A 15,787-nucleotide genomic window follows, 5' to 3' on the forward strand; every position below is an offset into this window, starting at 1 on the left:
CCTCTATGGCCCGGTCTAAAAAGAGGGATTCCCGCGCCGCCTGTAGGGTCAGAAAGCCGCCAAAAATCCAAAACGCACCAAAAAGCCGCAGACAGGATTGAAAACCAATGACAAAAAAATTCTGCATTTTGAGTTGAAAATTAACCTTTAATTAACTGCACCGTGTCCCGACCATCAGGATCCTGTAAATATACTTTCACCTGTTCCTCCGCCGCTGTAGGCAGGATTTTGCCAACAAAATCAGGATGGATGGGTAACTCTCGATGACCCCGGTCTACCAAAGTTAATAAACGAATTACCTGGGGACGACCATATTCTGTCACTGCATTGAGTGCCGCCCGGATAGTGCGACCTTTATAAATTACGTCATCCACCAATACAACCCTTTTGCCAGTCAAACTGAGGGGAATTTTGGTTTTAGCCGGGGTGCGGGTTTTGATCCGTTTTAAATCGTCCCGGTAGAGAGTCACATCGATCGCCCCGACGGGGACTTTAACTTGTTCCAACATTTCAATTTGCTGGGCAAGCTGATGGGCGAGGGGTACTCCCCTGGTGTAGATCCCCAGTAAGACCAACTCCGACAGGTCACTATTTTTCTCAATTACCTGGGAAGCCAGACGGGTAAGGGTACGTCGGATTTCCTCCGGGGAAAGAATTTCAATGATCTGGGCCGCCATGGCTCACCACCTGCACCGATGCCAAAAAGTTGTTTTGTCACTGACACTGTAACAGGGGAAAGTCTCCTCTGTTCACCCTGCCGGACAGTGGGGGCATGGTATGATCTAGAACGTCGATTGTTACATTTCTTAATGAATTCCTAATCTTTATGGCTCCAGCCCCGGAGTTTACCTCCAGGGGTAGTCTGGCTCGACTGTGATTATTGCCCATAATCCAGACCCGTCGGCGGTGCAGAGGTCTTTTACGGATACAATTTTAGAGACTGCATCATTCGATACAATCAAGGCGATTGGAGCATTAGGGCTAAAAAACATACCCATAACCTCCAGTTTATTGTGACCATTGCTTCTTCCCATTCCATCAATAACGGCATGAACACCGGTAAATTAGTGAATCAGCTTTCCTCCCTACCTGACCGTAATACCCACAATGGGCAAGAGGTGAAATATCATCCCGAAAATGTTGAGTTGAATAAAGAAAAAATGATGGACGCGGTGCGCGTCATGTTGGAGTCAGTAGGGGAAGATCCGGAAAGGGAAGGCTTGTTAAAAACCCCCAAACGGGTAGCAGAAGCAATGCAGTTTTTGACCCAGGGTTATGACCAATCCTTGGAAAAATTAGTCAATGGTGCCATTTTTGACGAAGGCCATAATGAAATGGTATTGGTGCGGGACATTGATTTTTTCAGTTTGTGTGAACATCACATGTTGCCCTTTATGGGTAAGGCCCATTTGGCTTATATTCCCAATCAAAAAGTAGTGGGACTGAGCAAACTAGCCCGCATTGTGGAAATGTTTTCCCGCCGTCTCCAGGTGCAGGAACGCCTCACCAGACAAATTGCTGAGGCAGTGCAGGAAATCCTCGATCCCCAAGGTGTAGCAGTGGTGATGGAAGCCACCCACATGTGCATGGTAATGCGTGGTGTACAAAAACCAGGTTCCTGGACAGTGACCAGTGCCATGATTGGTTCTTTCCAAAATGAACAAAAAACCAGAGAAGAGTTTTTGAACCTGATTCGCCATCAACCTAATTTCTATTAATTGTTTCCTGGGGATAATTATCTAAAACCCATCGAATTGGTTAGGGTTTTGGGAGAAATATTTAGTAATCAATCTCAGACGTTGAAAATCTGCTTGGACTGGTTTAGCAATACTGAGATGGATAGGGCTAGATATAACTTCTCCCCCAGAAGTAGTTTTGATCATTCTAATGACCCAGTGATGTTTCCTTGTTAGCGGGCTTAATTCCATGGCGGCTGAAATTATCTGTGTTGGCACCGAGTTATTGCTGGGGGAAATCCTCAACAGTAATAGTCAATATTTAGCCCAGGAGTTGGCCCGCCTTGGCATTCCCCATTATTTCCAAACGGTAGTGGGGGATAACCCAGAGCGCATCAAACAGGCGATCGCCATTGCCCGGGAACGGGCCCAAATTCTTATTTTTACTGGGGGCTTGGGGCCGACACCGGACGATTTGACCACGGAAACCATAGCGGATTTTTTCCAGACTCCTTTGCAGGAAAATACCGCTGTTATTGCTGATATTGAGGCAAAATTTGCCCAAACGGGGCGCTCCATGGCCGCCAATAATCGTAAGCAAGCTCTACTTCCAGTGGGAGCAGAAGTATTGGCCAACGCAACAGGAACGGCTCCTGGCATGATTTGGCATCCCCAACCGGATTTATTAATTTTGACTTTCCCTGGAGTACCCTCGGAAATGCACCAAATGTGGCAAGGGGTGGCGGTGCCCTATCTACAACGCCAGGGTTGGGGAAAAACCACCATTTACAGTCGAGTGTTGCGCTTTCAGGGCATTGGCGAATCGGCTCTAGCGGAAAAAGTAACGGATTTTTTCACTTTGACCAATCCCACCGTGGCGCCCTATGCCGGTAAAGGGGAAGTGCGTTTGAGAATTTCCTGTCCCGCTTCTTCAGAAGCCCTGGCCAAAGAAATTATTGATCCAGTAGCAGAGGAAATTAAGACGATCGCCGGTTTGGACTATTTTGGTGAGGATGAAGATACCATTGCTTCGGTGGTGGGGGCCCTGTTGCGAGAACGGGGAGAAACCGTAGCGGTGGCGGAATCCTGCACAGGCGGTGGTTTAGGAGCTTTGTTGACCGATCAACCAGGCAGTTCTGACTACTTTTGGGGCGGAGTCATTGCCTACGATAATCAGGTGAAAATTAAACTTCTCGGGGTGGATCCGGAAATCATTGAATACTGTGGGGCGGTTAGTGAAGCCACAGCGGAGGCGATGGCCCTGGGAGTGAAAGAAAGACTGGGTACAGATTGGGGCATTGCCATTACCGGCATTGCTGGCCCCGGTGGTGGGACGGAGGAAAAACCTGTTGGTACAGTGTATGTTGGCCTGGCGGATCCCCATGGTCAAGCTAGCCATATCTTGTTGCAATTTGGCGATCGCCGGGGACGGGAATGGATTAGATATTTGAGTGCTTGCCAAGCATTGGATCATCTGCGGCGGCGTTTACAGAGTAGCTGAGTTAGCTGAATCCCATTAATTTTTCCCCATTTTTCTCTAACCCCCAAAAGCATCGGTTAAATATTGCTCCAACCGGAGACGATAACCCTGCCAGATAATGGTTTGGCCCAGTTCAACGTTGGCCGGTAGATTTCTCTTGCTGTGGGCTGGATTATTGCCCGTACTACTCTGACTCTGACTCTCACTAAAAACGATCGCCACATCGAAACGACAGTTCCAATCACTCCACTGGGGCTGACTAGCAAGGAAATGGTTCGCCGTCTGCCATATCTTTTCCCGCTTACGGGCGTTAACCGCCAACAATCCCCCCTGGTCCCAATTGCCGCCGCTACGGGTTTTTACCTCCACAAAGGCGATAATTTTGGTGTCCGGAAAATGGGTAATTAAGTCAATTTCTCCCCACGGCGATCGCCAGCGTTGTTGCAGGATTTTTCCGCCCTGCTGTTCAAGCCAGGCTGCCACCAAACTTTCCCCAGCCTGCCCTAAATCCGTCATGGTTGCTTGTTCGTTTACACCATTGACTACTTTTTGGATTGGATGGGCCCCGGCAAACCGTTGTTATTGTTCAGGCTAGGAGCTTGGCTTTGGGTTTCTTCTGCTTCTGTTTCCCCATTATTGCCATTGGGTTGGGGCGGCACAATGGAAGGAGCCTGATTTTGTTGTAGCAACATTTCCCCCTTCGTTTTCGGCAAAGAAGGTTGAGATGAAGTCGGGGTTGGGGTGGCTGTTGGGGCCGGCGCCGGTGCAGAACGGGTAGGGGACGGAGCCACGTTCATAGGAGGATCACTGGGAGTGGTAGTGGGCTGTCGTCGGGGCGCTGGGGCATCGGGCATGGGGGAAGACCGCACCGCCGGTGGAGGCGTCGGCTGAGGCTGCAGGGGAGCAGGGGAAGGAGCTATGCCTGGGGCGGGGCTAATCGTGGGGGCCGGGGTAACTTTAACTTGGGAAGGCGTGGGGACAGTCGGCACTGCTGGATTGGTGGTTTCTCCACCGGGGGGAATGAATTGATCCACACCACCACAAATCTCGGCATCATATTTAAAGGAAACTGTCACCTGGGTGGGTTCACCATAGGTTTTGTTGGCGATCGCCTGTTCAGCTAGCTGATTGAAGATGGGATAGCGGGAGCGGCCCACCAGATCTTTCTGTCCGCTGGGAAAAACGTTATAGACCACCGTAGCTTCCGTACGATTACGACAGGCAATGGGGGGATAGGCGCCGCTAATGGTGTCCTTCGCTTTTAAAGCCTGGCCTTGCTGGGCAATGGAAACCAGTGTATTTTCCCGCAGCTTTTCTGGAGAAGTGTCTTCTCCCTCCGCCCTCAAACCCGGTTCCTGGGGAGTAGTAATGCCCTGGGGAGCCCTAGTAATAAAGCCTGTGCCCTGGGAAGGAGGTAAGGGTCCAAAATCAGGCCGGTTGGGGCCGGGGCCCAGGGGATTCATGCCCTGGTCGGGGGTGGGAGCAAATAGGCCTGGGGGACGGGGAATCTGTCTGGTGGAAGGGAACCGGGGTAGGGAAGGAATGGGGGGACCAGTGATGGGTAAACGGCTCAAATTGCCATAGCTAGTCAGGGGGGGCAAATTGGGGTAGGCCGGTAAATTGGGCATGGCCGGTGGCGGTGGCATAATGCCCGGCCCCGAGGGCAAGGAATAGTTGTAGTCGCCGCTAGGAGGAATGGGCAAATTTGGGTCAGCGGGAATGGCACCTGGATCACTACCACTGGGGGCAGTGGGAAAAAGGCCACTGCTAGAAAAAATGTCCGTTTCTGGTAAACGACTTTGTTCTGCTGGAGTTAATTCGATCACTCCCACGGGATTGCGGTCTGTCAGGTTATCCCCAGCGGATTCTTGCCATTGCCAATGGGGTAAAGCCAAGCCCAAAATAAAGCCATGGATGCCGAGGGAACTCAAAATAGCCACATTGACCGGAGTGAAAACCTGGCCCAATGAGGGAGCATTGCTTAACCTGAGGGGTAAATCCATTGCCATAGGTTGATCGCCATCCAGAAAAACTTTGACGGTCCCAGTCTCCATCAGGGCAAAGTGAGGAAAAATGCCGGTGCTGGAGGCCGTTTACACAGTTCCCCCAAAATAACACAAACCCTTTGGCGATCGGTGTTAGCCCTGGGCCACTGTCCCTATGCCCTCCAGATAGCGGAGCAAAAATGATAGGTTAGGATGCTAGATTGCCTTTGATCCCCTCACCAATATCGATCGCCGTTGATTGTTTATGTTTATTTCCCCCCCCCTTAACTTACTGAAGGTTGCTGTCCAACGTGTGGGTGGCCTAGTCATTACCCTGGGCTTAGTGGCTGGGGGAGCTTTACCCAGCTTCGCCAAGGATGTTTTGCTCCAGGTGGGGGTCGTGCAGCGCTTTGGGGATGAAGACCGAGACCAACTGACCATTAGCGGGGTGGGCAACGATGACTTAACCTTTACCGCAGTTAACAACCAGGGGGAAAAGGTCACTCTCCAGGGCAAACAGGGCACCATTGCCATTAGCCGTCGGGCCGTGCCAAGGAAATTGGCGGAAGTATTAGTGCTCGGAGACCATGCCACCTTTGAAACGGCGGAGGATGATGCCCTCCGTTGGCAAGCTCAAGGCATTGCGGTGGAAGTTACCCAGCCGGGACGTTGGCAAGTCTGGGCTAAACGGGATGTGTATGATAGCCCCCTGGTGCGCCGTTGGTTACTGGCGGATTTACAAAAACAAGGCTACCAATTGCCCTACCTGGAAAGTGTGCTGTTGGACAGTAAACCCCAGGCCATGGTGGTAATCAATGGCCAAAGCTATCCCGCTGACCGGGTGACCGTCACTGCAACCAAAAATCAGATCCAAGTTACAGAGGGAGAGAAAAAATTTGTCTATGGCGGTTGGTTACAACTCCAGCCCAACTCCTACGGCAATTACACCTTGGTCAACCATGTACCGCTGGAAACCTATCTCCGGGGCGTAGTGCCCCATGAAATTGGTCCCGGTGCTCCCCCCACTGCGGCGAAAGCCCAAACTATCATTGCCCGCACCTATGCGTTGCAAAATCGTCGTCGTTTTGCTGCCGATGGCTACGAGTTGTGTGCCACCACCCACTGTCAGGTTTACTACGGCTTGAGTGGCACTAGCCCCAGGGCCGATGAGGCGATTAGGGAAACGGCGGGGCAGGTTTTAACCTACAACAATCAGTTGGTGGATGCCCTCTACTCCTCTACTGCTGGGGGGGTAACGGCTAAATTTAGCGATGTCTGGAATGGGGAAGAACGGCCCTATCTCCAGGCGGTTATCGACTCGGCCCAGCCCATTTGGAACTTGTCTAGTCAAAGCCTGGCTGATGAAGCTACTTTCCGTAAATTTATTAACCTCAAAGAGGGTTTTAATGAAACGGGGCGAAAGTTTTTGCGATGGCGCTATCCGGCGACGTTGGCGGAGTTGAATGAGGATCTAAAAAAATATCTGACTAACCGGCGTCATCCCCTAGCGAACTTCACCACCATCTACGATATGAAGGTGACCAGGCGATCGCCATCGGGGAGAATTTTGGTCCTGGAAGTGCTGACGGATAAGGGGGTGGTGGAATTAGCTAAGAACGAAGCCCGCAGTGCCTTTGGTCCTCCCCGCAGTACCTTGTTCTATCTAGAACCCACCTACGATGCCAACCAGCGACTCCAAAGCGTCTTCTTTGTTGGGGGGGGCTTTGGCCATGGGGTCGGCATGAGTCAATTTGGTTCCTATAAACTTTCCCAGTTGGGTTGGTCGGCGGAACAAATTTTGGCTTTTTATTATCCTGGCACTCAAATCAGACAGCTCAATGAGCAAATTCTGGGGCAAACTCCCCGCCCTTGATGTCCATTTTTTCCACCTAATTCCCACCCCACCCCGTATGACTTCCATGCCCATCGAAATTTCTGTTCAGGACTTAGCCCTGATGTTGGCTCACCCCAACGGCGATCGCCAGTTGATTGATGTGCGGGAACCCCATGAGGTGGAAATTGCGGCCCTGCCAGGCTTTGAAATCCTCCCCTTAAGCGAGTTTGCCCAGTGGTCTGGCACCATTCGGGAGCGCTACGATGGGGAGAAAGAAACCGTAGTGTTGTGCCACCACGGCATCCGTTCAGACCAGATGGCCCACTGGTTGATGGATCAGGGTTTTAGTAAAGTTAAAAACGTAGTGGGGGGAATTGATGCTTATTCCCGTTTGATTGATGCCACCATTCCCCGTTATTAACTCCCATTGGATAACTGCAGGGGGCCGAACTGTTTGGTTTTGAGGACAATAGCCGATATTATTAAGAAAAGTAACCGGGGCGGACGGGACTGTCCCCATGGCCTGGTGCCTAGTATTATCGTCAACTTGGTTAACTGTTAGCCCAATAGTCAACTTTTTTAATATCCAACAGGGCCCTTTGCCCGAGCAATTTCTCCTACAGAAAATATCCCCGGAGGTATTTAGATCATGTCCATTCGTCTCTACGTCGGTAACCTACCCAAAGAATCCATTGAGCGGGAAGCACTACAGGAAGTATTTGCAGAAGCCAATGCCGTTGTTTCCACCAAAGTTATCAAAGACCGTAAAACGGGTAAATGCCGGGGATTTGCTTTTGTGACGGTTTCCACTGACGAAGCGGCGGATGAATTCATCGAGAAATACAATGGTCAATCCTTCATGGATAGCCCTTTGAAAATCGAAAAGGCTAACCCCCGCTCCAAGGATGACGAAGAAGGGGGCAATGAACCTCCGGTGGCCAGTGGCGAAAAAACTAAGCAACCCCGCACTGATAAAAAACGGACCAATAAAAAAGCCGCAGCCACTAGCACTAACACCAGCACTGCTTCTGAAGGCTTCCAGCCCGACCCCCGTTGGGCAGACCAGTTGGCCCAACTGAAAGAAAAACTGACAGCAGCCCAGTAGGCCCCCAGGTTTTCCTGAACCGGAACTGTTCTGATAATGTTCGCACTGTAGAGATTTCGGCCTGTAGAGATTTCGGCGATTGCCGGATTGCTTTGTCCTGTTTAGAGTTTAATAAAAAACGCCATAGAGCCTAGAGAAAGGTTGGGTAATTTGGAGTGATAGGATTTTGCCCAATGTCACTCTGAATGGTCCATTAATTAAAAAATTTAAAACAAAAAATAACGGAGGTTAAATTTTTATGGCTGAGCTAGATGCGGCCAACTTAATGAAACAAGCAGTGGGTAAAGCCGCCGCTGACCGGGTTAAATCCAACACCATTGTTGGCTTGGGTACCGGTTCCACCACCGCCTACGCCCTGGAATTCATTGGCGATCGCCTCAAAAAAGGAGAATTGGAAAATGTAGTGGGCATTCCCACTTCCTTTCAGGCGGAAGTATTGGCCCGTAAGTATGGCATTCCCCTAACCACGTTGGATGTGGCGGATCGCATTGACATTGCCATCGATGGAGCGGACGAAGTTGACCCCCAGAAAAATTTGATCAAAGGGGGAGGGGCCGCCCACACCAGGGAAAAAATTGTTGATGCCTTGGCGGAAACTTTTCTGGTGGTGGTAGACAGTGGCAAATTGGTGGATAAATTGGGTTCCACTTTTTTACTGCCGGTGGAAGTGATTCCCATGGCCCTAACTCCTGTAATGCGAGCTTTAGCCAAATTAGGTGGTAAACCAGAACTACGCATGGGGGTGAAAAAAGCTGGCCCCGTTGTCACTGACCAAGGTAACCTCGTCATTGACGTCAAATTTGATGCCATTACCAACCCAGCGGAGTTGGAAAAAACCATTAACAATCTCCCCGGTGTGTTAGAAAACGGCCTATTTGTGGGGGTAGCGGACGTAATTTTGGTAGGGGAAATTATTGACGGCCAACCCACGGTGCGGGAATTCTAGTTCTCTCTCAACTCCATCGTCTTAACTAGAGTCAAGGTGGGAAAATAGAAGGGATATGGATACCCTTTCCCCCAGACTTTACCTCCAAACATTCACTAACTTGCTCAAGCGGTCTTTAACTTGGGCAGGTTTGTTGCTTTTATTGGGGGGTTGTGGCTATCCCCGTTACTTGAGTCTTTCCTTTGACCGCAGTGGCCGGGGCGTTAACAGTGCCTCCGAGGAAATTTTTCCCCAGGTCACCTATCCCTTTTTGGTCTTTACCTCCGACCGCAACGGGACCCAGGGAATTTATCTATACAATCTCCAAAATAACCGCCTGGAAACCCTGCCCCGCCTCAATGCCCTGGACCAGGTGGCCAGTCATCCCACCATTACTGAAGATGGACGCTACATTGTCTTTGTCCTCAGTCGCCAAGGGAAGACTGACATTGTCCTTTACGATCGCCAAACGGAACAAAAGCGTAACTTGACCGCCGATTTAGCCGCTGATACCAGAAACCCCGTCATCAATGCCAACGGTGATCGGATTGCGTTTGAAGTGGCCCAGGACGGCCAGTGGGACATTATGGTAATGGATGCCCAGGGCAAAATTATTACTACCCCTTAACAATTGCAAGACTTCTGGGCCAAGAGAATTAGAATATGACCAAAGTGCTAACACCAATGAAACCTATTTTTTTTCCCATCTGGCCCACTCTCCTTTTCGGTATTGTTGCATGCACTGCAATTAAAGAACTGCCCCCGGTGCAGGCCGAGCCGATGGAAGCGACTTTGCCCACAGTTGCCACCATCACAGAGTTGGTCAATGGAGATTTAGCTTGTTATGTGGACTTGATGGACAGTCAAGGTAATCAGTATCAGGGGCTATACGCCGCCTTTGAAATTTGCGAACAGGTTGCCCTGATTGGCCAAAAGGTCAAACTCACCTATCAACCCTTATCCTTTAACGATTGCCAGAGTAGTGAGCCCTGCGGTAAAAGTAAGACCGAGTTGGCGATCGTCCAGATTGAACCATGGGAAAACTAAACCGAGGCTGGAAACCAAACCCCGTTGTCATTTTTGTTGCCCTGGCTTTACTAGTGGCGATCGCCGTCATTGGCATTGGCAAAGTCGATCCGTTGGGGTTGGGGCAAGCCTTGAGCCGGCCTGATTCTCTACCACAACAAGAGGATATCCAGGTTTACTTTAACCTCAACAATGCCAAGGGAGCCGATTTCATTGACCCAGACCGCAACTTTAAACGTCAGGGGGACAATTTTGAGCAGATAATTCTGGAGCAAATTGACCAAGCCCAGTCCACCATTGACCTAGCAGTACAGGAATTACGCTTACCTCGCATTGCCCAGGCATTGGTCGAGAAACAAAAAACCGGGGTCCGGGTCAGATTGGTGCTGGAAAATACCTATAATCAAACCATCAAAGAAGCAGTAGAAACAGAAAAGGATCCCTTCCGTTACCGTGGTCCCCTAGCCTATTTAGATCAAAATCAAGACGGTCGCATTAGTCCCGCAGAAAGCGCAGAACGGGATGCCATTGAAATTCTCCGCACTCAGAAAATTCCCCTCATTGACGACACAGAAGATGGCAGTAAAGGCTCAGGCTTAATGCACCATAAATTTATGGTCCTGGATAATAAAACGGTCATTGTAACTTCTGCTAACTTTACCCCCAGCGACCAGCATGGCGACTATGATGACAATTTTACTCGAGGCAACGCCAATAACCTATTGGTGATCCAATCCCCCACTGTCGCCCATCTTTTCACAGAGGAATTTAATTTACTTTGGGGGGACGGGCCTGGGGCAGAAAAAGACAGTCTCTTTGGTATTAATAAGCCCAGCAGGCCAGCTAAAGCGCTAAAAGTAGGAGAGACAACGGTAACAGTAAAGTTTTCCCCCGATCGCCGAGCAGTACCTTTTGCCGAAACCAGCAATGGCTTAATTACCCAATATTTAAATCAAGCCCGGCAAAGTATTCAGTTGGCCTTGTTCGTTTTTAGCGAGCAGGAATTATCCAATGTGATCAACCAAAGATTTCAAGCGGGCACGGAGGTTAAAGCTTTAATTGATCGGGGATTTGCCTTCCGTTACTACAGTGAAGGGCTGGATCTCTTGGGAGTAACTTTGCTAGAAGACTGCCTAGAACAACCTGGTAATCGTCCCTGGGCATTGCCAACCGAATTTGTCGGTACTCCGGCCCTACCAAGGGGAGACAAGTTACATCATAAGTTTGCCCTGGTGGATGATGACACCGTAATCACCGGTTCCCACAATTGGTCCCCCGCCGCTAACCACAACAACGATGAAACGGTATTGGTTTTACAGAATGCCCAAATAGCGGCCCATTACCAACAGGAATTGAATCGACTTTATGCCATCACAGAGTATGGTTTACCCCCCACAGTACAAGCCCGCATTGATCGCCAGGAGCAGGAGTGCACCAACCCCAGATCCAGTCCCCAACCCCTAGCTACTGCTACCCCCAACCGCCTGGTTAACCTCAACCGAGGAAGTCAGGAGGAGCTAGAAAGCTTACCAGGCATTGGCCCCAGCACCGCCGAAAAAATCATTGCTACCAGGGAGCAAAAGGCTTTCACTTCCCTAGAAGACCTGGGCCGGGTCAAAGGCATTGGTCCCAGCAAAATCAACGGTTTACGGGGCAAAGTTACGTGGTAACAAAATTCCCGACCAAGGAAAGGGCAATAACTCACATCCTTTGGGCGGGAAATTTATGATTTATCTCGTTTGAACAATGGCAAATAAACTGGAAACGGCGCAGTTTAGCTAAACCATTCCGGTACGGCTTCTTCCTTTGTGTTGGTGTTACGGGAAGGAGTCTCTCGGGTAAACTTCATATGCACGTTACGGGTTTGTTCGCCATCCACCGCCACTGCCACAATGGGATAATCGATCAGACCATCTTGGAAGGACATTTGGAAGCGGAAAGTGCCATCTTCATTGAGCTTAATCGGCCGGCCACCAATGGTCACCGTGGCATCGGGTTCTGTGGCACCGTAAACAATCAGTTCAGCATCGGCCACCAACCAGAATTGCCGGGGACGGACTGGGGCTTCTGAAGCCATAAATTCCGCACTGGAAAGACCGTAACCCATGCCAATGCCGGACATATTCAATCCAGAAACATTGGGAGCAGCCCACAGACCCACCCCGGAGGGAAACACATAGGAACTCAAGGTTTGCTCATGGGTGATGGAACCTGGTACATGTTGCATAGAACCGTAGAGGGAACCGGCCATCCGCATTGCCTCCGCTCCCTGGGCCATGTCAAACACTTGGTCATACACAGCGGTGGAAACTCCCGCAGAACGTTTACTGGGGGGCACCAATTGGTAAATGGTTTTACCTTGGAGGTCTTCGTCCCAATTGACGGTGACAAATACTTCCTCCACCCAGTCGGAGGGATAAACGGGGGGAATGCGAATGGGGGTGGAACGGGCCAGGGTGAGCCAGCGACCATCAAAGGTGCGGTAGCCAATATCTAGGGCATAATCCCGGTCACTAACGGGGATCGGTAAATACCATTCCCGGGCCAATTCATCACAGAGATATTCCTGAACACTGTGGGGGCTGGCGGTTTGCCAATCGAGGTCAGTTACATCGTAGAGCCGTAGGGCCAATTGCTGTCCCCCCTGACTGCGGAGAGCATCTTTATGTTCTTTGGGAATATCCCAATAGGCGTAGGCCCACTGGGGATCCCTGGGCATGAGGGTAATGCGGCTTTCACCATAACCACCGGGCAAATCCCCCAAAACTTCATCAACGGCGGTGAGGGGGGCGCCAACTTTATCATCTTGACCAAGTTCAAATTTAGAAGCTTCCACAGCTTGTTCCTCCTGGGGACGGTTAAGGGGTTTGACAGAAAATGGGGCAGGGGCAGGTTTGTTGAGGGCTTTTTCCACCTCTGCCAGTAGCTGGGATTTACGCATCCGACTGTACCGGGAAATATTGCATTCACTGGCAACTCGGCGTAATTGTCGCAGCGTCATGTCTTTGAGGGAGGGTCGGTCTTCTTTAGCCATAACAATTACTCTGGGTTTATGGGACAGTCCATACTACGGGTTTCCACAATCAGCCCGTGGAAAGAGGATGGGTTTAGTTACTTCCAATGGTGAATACAGGGGGAGCAAAGGTGAATGTTGTTAAAGTTCCTGACCTTGAGCCAGGGCGATCGCCGGAGAGAGTCCCACGGGGATCACAAACTTCACCTTTTGTAACATGGAGCAGCGGCGGAACGTCAAGGGGATCAAAACCCCAAGATCACCGACTACTACAGAGTTTCAGGCATTTCGCCGAATTTTATGTCATGAATCCTTGATTTATTTTGTGAAGTTTTATGTTTTTTGCTCCCATCAATTCCGGGGCGAAGCGGCAAAAGTCAAGCTTTCTTGATAATCAACCCAGATGCTGTGACAATCTCTTAACTGTCATAGTGTCCATGGGGTAGGTGGGTGAGGAAGTTATTATCTAGAGGTGTGTGAGGAGTAAGTTGAAGCCCCCGGAGTCGAAACAAGGAAAGACGCCCAGGGGCTTTTTCTTGCCCTTTTTTGCCCTCAATGGTTTTTCAAGTTGGTCTAGGCTCTCCATCAAGTTCTAGTGCCGGGATGGGCACTCACTGTTGTTGTTTTTTAGTCTCCCCCGTCGGTAGGGATAATTTCAGCGGGTCGCCAGGATTATCAAAAGTTTTTTATGTGTCGTCTTTTAGGGTATCTGGGTCAACCACTGCGACCAGAGCAACTAATTTATCGCCCGGAACATTCCCTGATTGTCCAGAGCTATCAACCCCAGGAAATGACAGCGGGGCTGTTGAATGTTGACGGTTTTGGCTTGGGTTGGTTTGACCAGGAAAGTTTGCCCAATCCCTATCTCTACAAAAATGTCCTGCCCATTTGGAGTGATATTAATCTGCCCCACTTGAGTCGGTATATCCAGTCTAGTTGTTTTGTCAGTTATGTCCGTAGCGCAACACCGCCGTTGGCAGTGGATTTGACTAATTGTCAGCCCTTTACTGAGGAGGGACTTTTATTTGTCCACAATGGCTTTATCAATAATTTTCGCACCACTCTCTACCGGCCTCTACGCAATTTATTGAGCGATGCCAGTTATCAGTTTATCCATGGCACCACCGACTCGGAACATATTTTTGCCCTGATTTTGGATAATCTCCGGCGGTTAAGGCAAACTTCTCCTGGTGATAGTGATTGGGTAAAGACGAGCTTGGGAAAAGCTTTGGAGGCAAGTTTACTGACGTTGGTGGAGTTGGCTCGACAACATGACACGTTTTTTTCCGCCAATATTCTGCTGGCCGATGGTCAGCGCATTGTGGCCTGTCGTTATGCCAGTCGTCAACCGGAACCTAGTCTATATTGGTTGGCTAATAGTGAGCGGTGTCCGGGGGGAGTGATTGTGGCTTCGGAACCCCTATTTGCCGACCAAAAATGGCAGGCCTGTCCCTCCCAAAGTATTTTGGTAATTAATAGTCCAGAGGCGATCGCCGTTAAAGTTCTAGCGGATTCAGTGACCTAACCCAAATTTTCGTAATAGTCCCGGATGCGGTCCCGGCGGCGGGGATGGCGCAACTTTTGCAGAGCCTTAGCTTCAATCTGTCGTACCCTTTCCCTCGATAAATTCAAAATACGGCCAATTTCCGATAGGGAGTGGGCTACGCCGTCTTGAAAACCAAAGCGCAGGGCGATTACTTCCTGTTCCCTGGGGGTCAAATCTAGCAAAATTTCCTGCATGTCATTCTGGAGAGCCTCCCGCATCAACTCATCCTCCGGCGACTGGGTGTCGGTTTCCAGTAAATCCATTAGCTCCGTATCCTTATCCTGCCCCACCTTGAGTTCTAGGGAGACGGAACGGGGCACTTGGGTCAGCACTTCCCGCACCTGCTCCGGGGTCATGCCTAATTCTTCCGCCACTTCGTCAATTTTCGGAGTGTGGCCCTTTTCTTGGGAAATTTTCCGCTGGGCTCGTTTGATTTTATTTAACTTCTCGGTGATGTGCACCGGCAAACGAATCATACGACTCTGGGTGGCGATCGCCCTGGTGATGCCCTGGCGAATCCACCAGTAGGAATAGGTGCTAAAGCGGTAACCCTTGGTGGGATCAAATTTTTCCACCGCCCGCTCCAACCCCAGAGTGCCCTCTTGGATCAGATCTAAAAGTTCCAAGCCCCGATTTTGGTATTTCTTGGCGACGGAAACCACTAGCCTTAAATTGGCTTTGATCATGTGGGCTTTGGCTGTAATGCCCTGCTTTTCAATATTCTCTAATTCTTCCACCGTCAACCCCGCCAACTCCGCCCATCGTTTTTTACCGCTTTTGAGGGTTTGCTTAAGGGTCGCTACGGTTTGCCCGAGGATTTTGGCCCAACGTTCATAGGAAGGACGATGACCCAACTGGGCTAAAAGTTGATCGTGGACGGCGATCGCCGTTTGGTATTGGTCAATGGCAGCATCGGATTCTGCGGCCCGATTTTGGATTTCCACTAGGCGGAGATAGCTTTGCACCTGCTGGGCTATGTGCACCTCTTCATCCCGTTTCAACAGGGGAATGCGACCAATATCCTGGAGGTAAAGGCGCACTAAATCAGTACTAAATTGCTGACGATGGGCTACAGCGGTGTATTCCAAATCCTGGGATTCTGCCGTTAAATCCTCTTCCTCCAGCGGCAACATAGCTTCCAAATCTCGTACATTAGTCAGTGGCGGCTCATCGTTGCTTGGTTTAGTCATGGAGGTC

At 50.2% G+C, this 15,787-nt stretch carries 16 protein-coding genes; 11 read left to right on the top strand and 5 right to left on the bottom strand.

The features are described from left to right. Window positions 1-140 precede the first annotated feature (140 nt). Entirely contained in the window at window positions 141-677 is a 537-nt protein-coding gene (gene pyrR, locus BWK47_RS12735) for a bifunctional pyr operon transcriptional regulator/uracil phosphoribosyltransferase PyrR (RefSeq protein ID WP_162328921.1), read from the bottom strand. 336 nt (window positions 678-1,013) lie between these two features. On the opposite strand from pyrR, the gene folE reads away from it, so the two are divergent. Both folE and BWK47_RS12745 read left to right on the top strand, forming a co-directional pair. Further along, window positions 1,014-1,718: a GTP cyclohydrolase I FolE gene (gene folE / locus BWK47_RS12740; protein WP_010873633.1), complete on the top strand. Its 705-nt coding sequence runs from the start codon at window positions 1,014-1,016 to the stop codon at window positions 1,716-1,718. Window positions 1,719-1,926: 208 nt separating this feature from the next. Beyond that, window positions 1,927-3,177, top strand: a complete 1,251-nt coding sequence (locus BWK47_RS12745; RefSeq protein WP_162328922.1) for a competence/damage-inducible protein A — start codon at window positions 1,927-1,929, stop codon at window positions 3,175-3,177. A 36-nt stretch (window positions 3,178-3,213) separates the two neighbouring features. Here the strand turns inward: BWK47_RS12745 and BWK47_RS12750 are convergent, their stop codons facing one another. After that, a complete protein-coding gene (locus BWK47_RS12750; protein ID WP_162328923.1) occupies window positions 3,214-3,672 on the bottom strand; it encodes a YraN family protein in 459 nt (152 codons plus the stop codon). Between the two features lie 26 nt (window positions 3,673-3,698). Beyond that, the gene (locus tag BWK47_RS12755) at window positions 3,699-5,165 is read right to left on the bottom strand and encodes a hypothetical protein (RefSeq protein WP_237270020.1); all 1,467 of its coding nucleotides are present in this window, start codon (window positions 5,163-5,165) and stop codon (window positions 3,699-3,701) included. A gap of 3 nt (window positions 5,166-5,168) precedes the next feature. Between BWK47_RS12755 and BWK47_RS12760 the strand changes: the two genes are divergently transcribed. The 8 genes from BWK47_RS12760 (at window position 5,169) to BWK47_RS12795 (ending at window position 11,701) form a co-directional block, all read left to right on the top strand. Next, window positions 5,169-5,345, top strand: a complete 177-nt coding sequence (locus BWK47_RS12760) for a hypothetical protein (RefSeq protein WP_162327075.1) — start codon at window positions 5,169-5,171, stop codon at window positions 5,343-5,345. A 61-nt stretch (window positions 5,346-5,406) separates the two neighbouring features. Next, entirely contained in the window at window positions 5,407-7,014 is a 1,608-nt protein-coding gene (locus BWK47_RS12765) for a SpoIID/LytB domain-containing protein (RefSeq protein ID WP_162328925.1), read from the top strand. A 37-nt stretch (window positions 7,015-7,051) separates the two neighbouring features. Next, entirely contained in the window at window positions 7,052-7,396 is a 345-nt protein-coding gene (locus BWK47_RS12770) for a rhodanese-like domain-containing protein (protein ID WP_162329696.1), read from the top strand. A 228-nt stretch (window positions 7,397-7,624) separates the two neighbouring features. Beyond that, window positions 7,625-8,080 carry an RNA recognition motif domain-containing protein gene (locus tag BWK47_RS12775; protein ID WP_162328926.1) on the top strand — a complete coding sequence of 152 codons (456 nt, stop codon included), beginning with the start codon at window positions 7,625-7,627 and terminating at the stop codon, window positions 8,078-8,080. A 238-nt stretch (window positions 8,081-8,318) separates the two neighbouring features. After that, a complete protein-coding gene (gene rpiA, locus BWK47_RS12780) occupies window positions 8,319-9,026 on the top strand; it encodes a ribose-5-phosphate isomerase RpiA (protein ID WP_010873640.1) in 708 nt (235 codons plus the stop codon). A gap of 55 nt (window positions 9,027-9,081) precedes the next feature. Beyond that, the gene (locus tag BWK47_RS12785) at window positions 9,082-9,633 is read left to right on the top strand and encodes a TolB family protein (protein ID WP_162328927.1); all 552 of its coding nucleotides are present in this window, start codon (window positions 9,082-9,084) and stop codon (window positions 9,631-9,633) included. 56 nt (window positions 9,634-9,689) lie between these two features. Continuing rightward, window positions 9,690-10,052, top strand: coding sequence for a hypothetical protein (locus BWK47_RS12790; RefSeq protein ID WP_237269637.1), 363 nt, complete (start codon window positions 9,690-9,692; stop codon window positions 10,050-10,052). Continuing rightward, entirely contained in the window at window positions 10,040-11,701 is a 1,662-nt protein-coding gene (locus tag BWK47_RS12795; protein ID WP_162328929.1) for a phospholipase D-like domain-containing protein, read from the top strand. Before BWK47_RS12790 ends, BWK47_RS12795 begins: the two co-directional genes overlap by 13 nt. A 104-nt stretch (window positions 11,702-11,805) precedes the next feature. On the opposite strand, the gene BWK47_RS12800 is transcribed toward BWK47_RS12795, so the two are convergent. Next, window positions 11,806-13,065, bottom strand: coding sequence for a DUF4912 domain-containing protein (locus tag BWK47_RS12800; protein ID WP_162328930.1), 1,260 nt, complete (start codon window positions 13,063-13,065; stop codon window positions 11,806-11,808). 667 nt (window positions 13,066-13,732) lie between these two features. Between BWK47_RS12800 and egtC the strand changes: the two genes are divergently transcribed. Further along, window positions 13,733-14,569 carry an ergothioneine biosynthesis protein EgtC gene (gene egtC / locus BWK47_RS12805; protein WP_162328931.1) on the top strand — a complete coding sequence of 279 codons (837 nt, stop codon included), beginning with the start codon at window positions 13,733-13,735 and terminating at the stop codon, window positions 14,567-14,569. Here egtC and sigC read toward each other — a convergent pair. After that, complete coding sequence (gene sigC, locus BWK47_RS12810) at window positions 14,566-15,780, bottom strand: RNA polymerase sigma factor SigC (protein ID WP_162328932.1); 1,215 nt, start codon at window positions 15,778-15,780, stop codon at window positions 14,566-14,568. The two genes, egtC and sigC, sit on opposite strands and share 4 nt — an antisense overlap. Window positions 15,781-15,787 lie beyond the last annotated feature (7 nt).

Source organism: Synechocystis sp. CACIAM 05 (assembly GCF_010222815.1).
GTDB lineage: Bacteria > Cyanobacteriota > Cyanobacteriia > Cyanobacteriales > Microcystaceae > Synechocystis.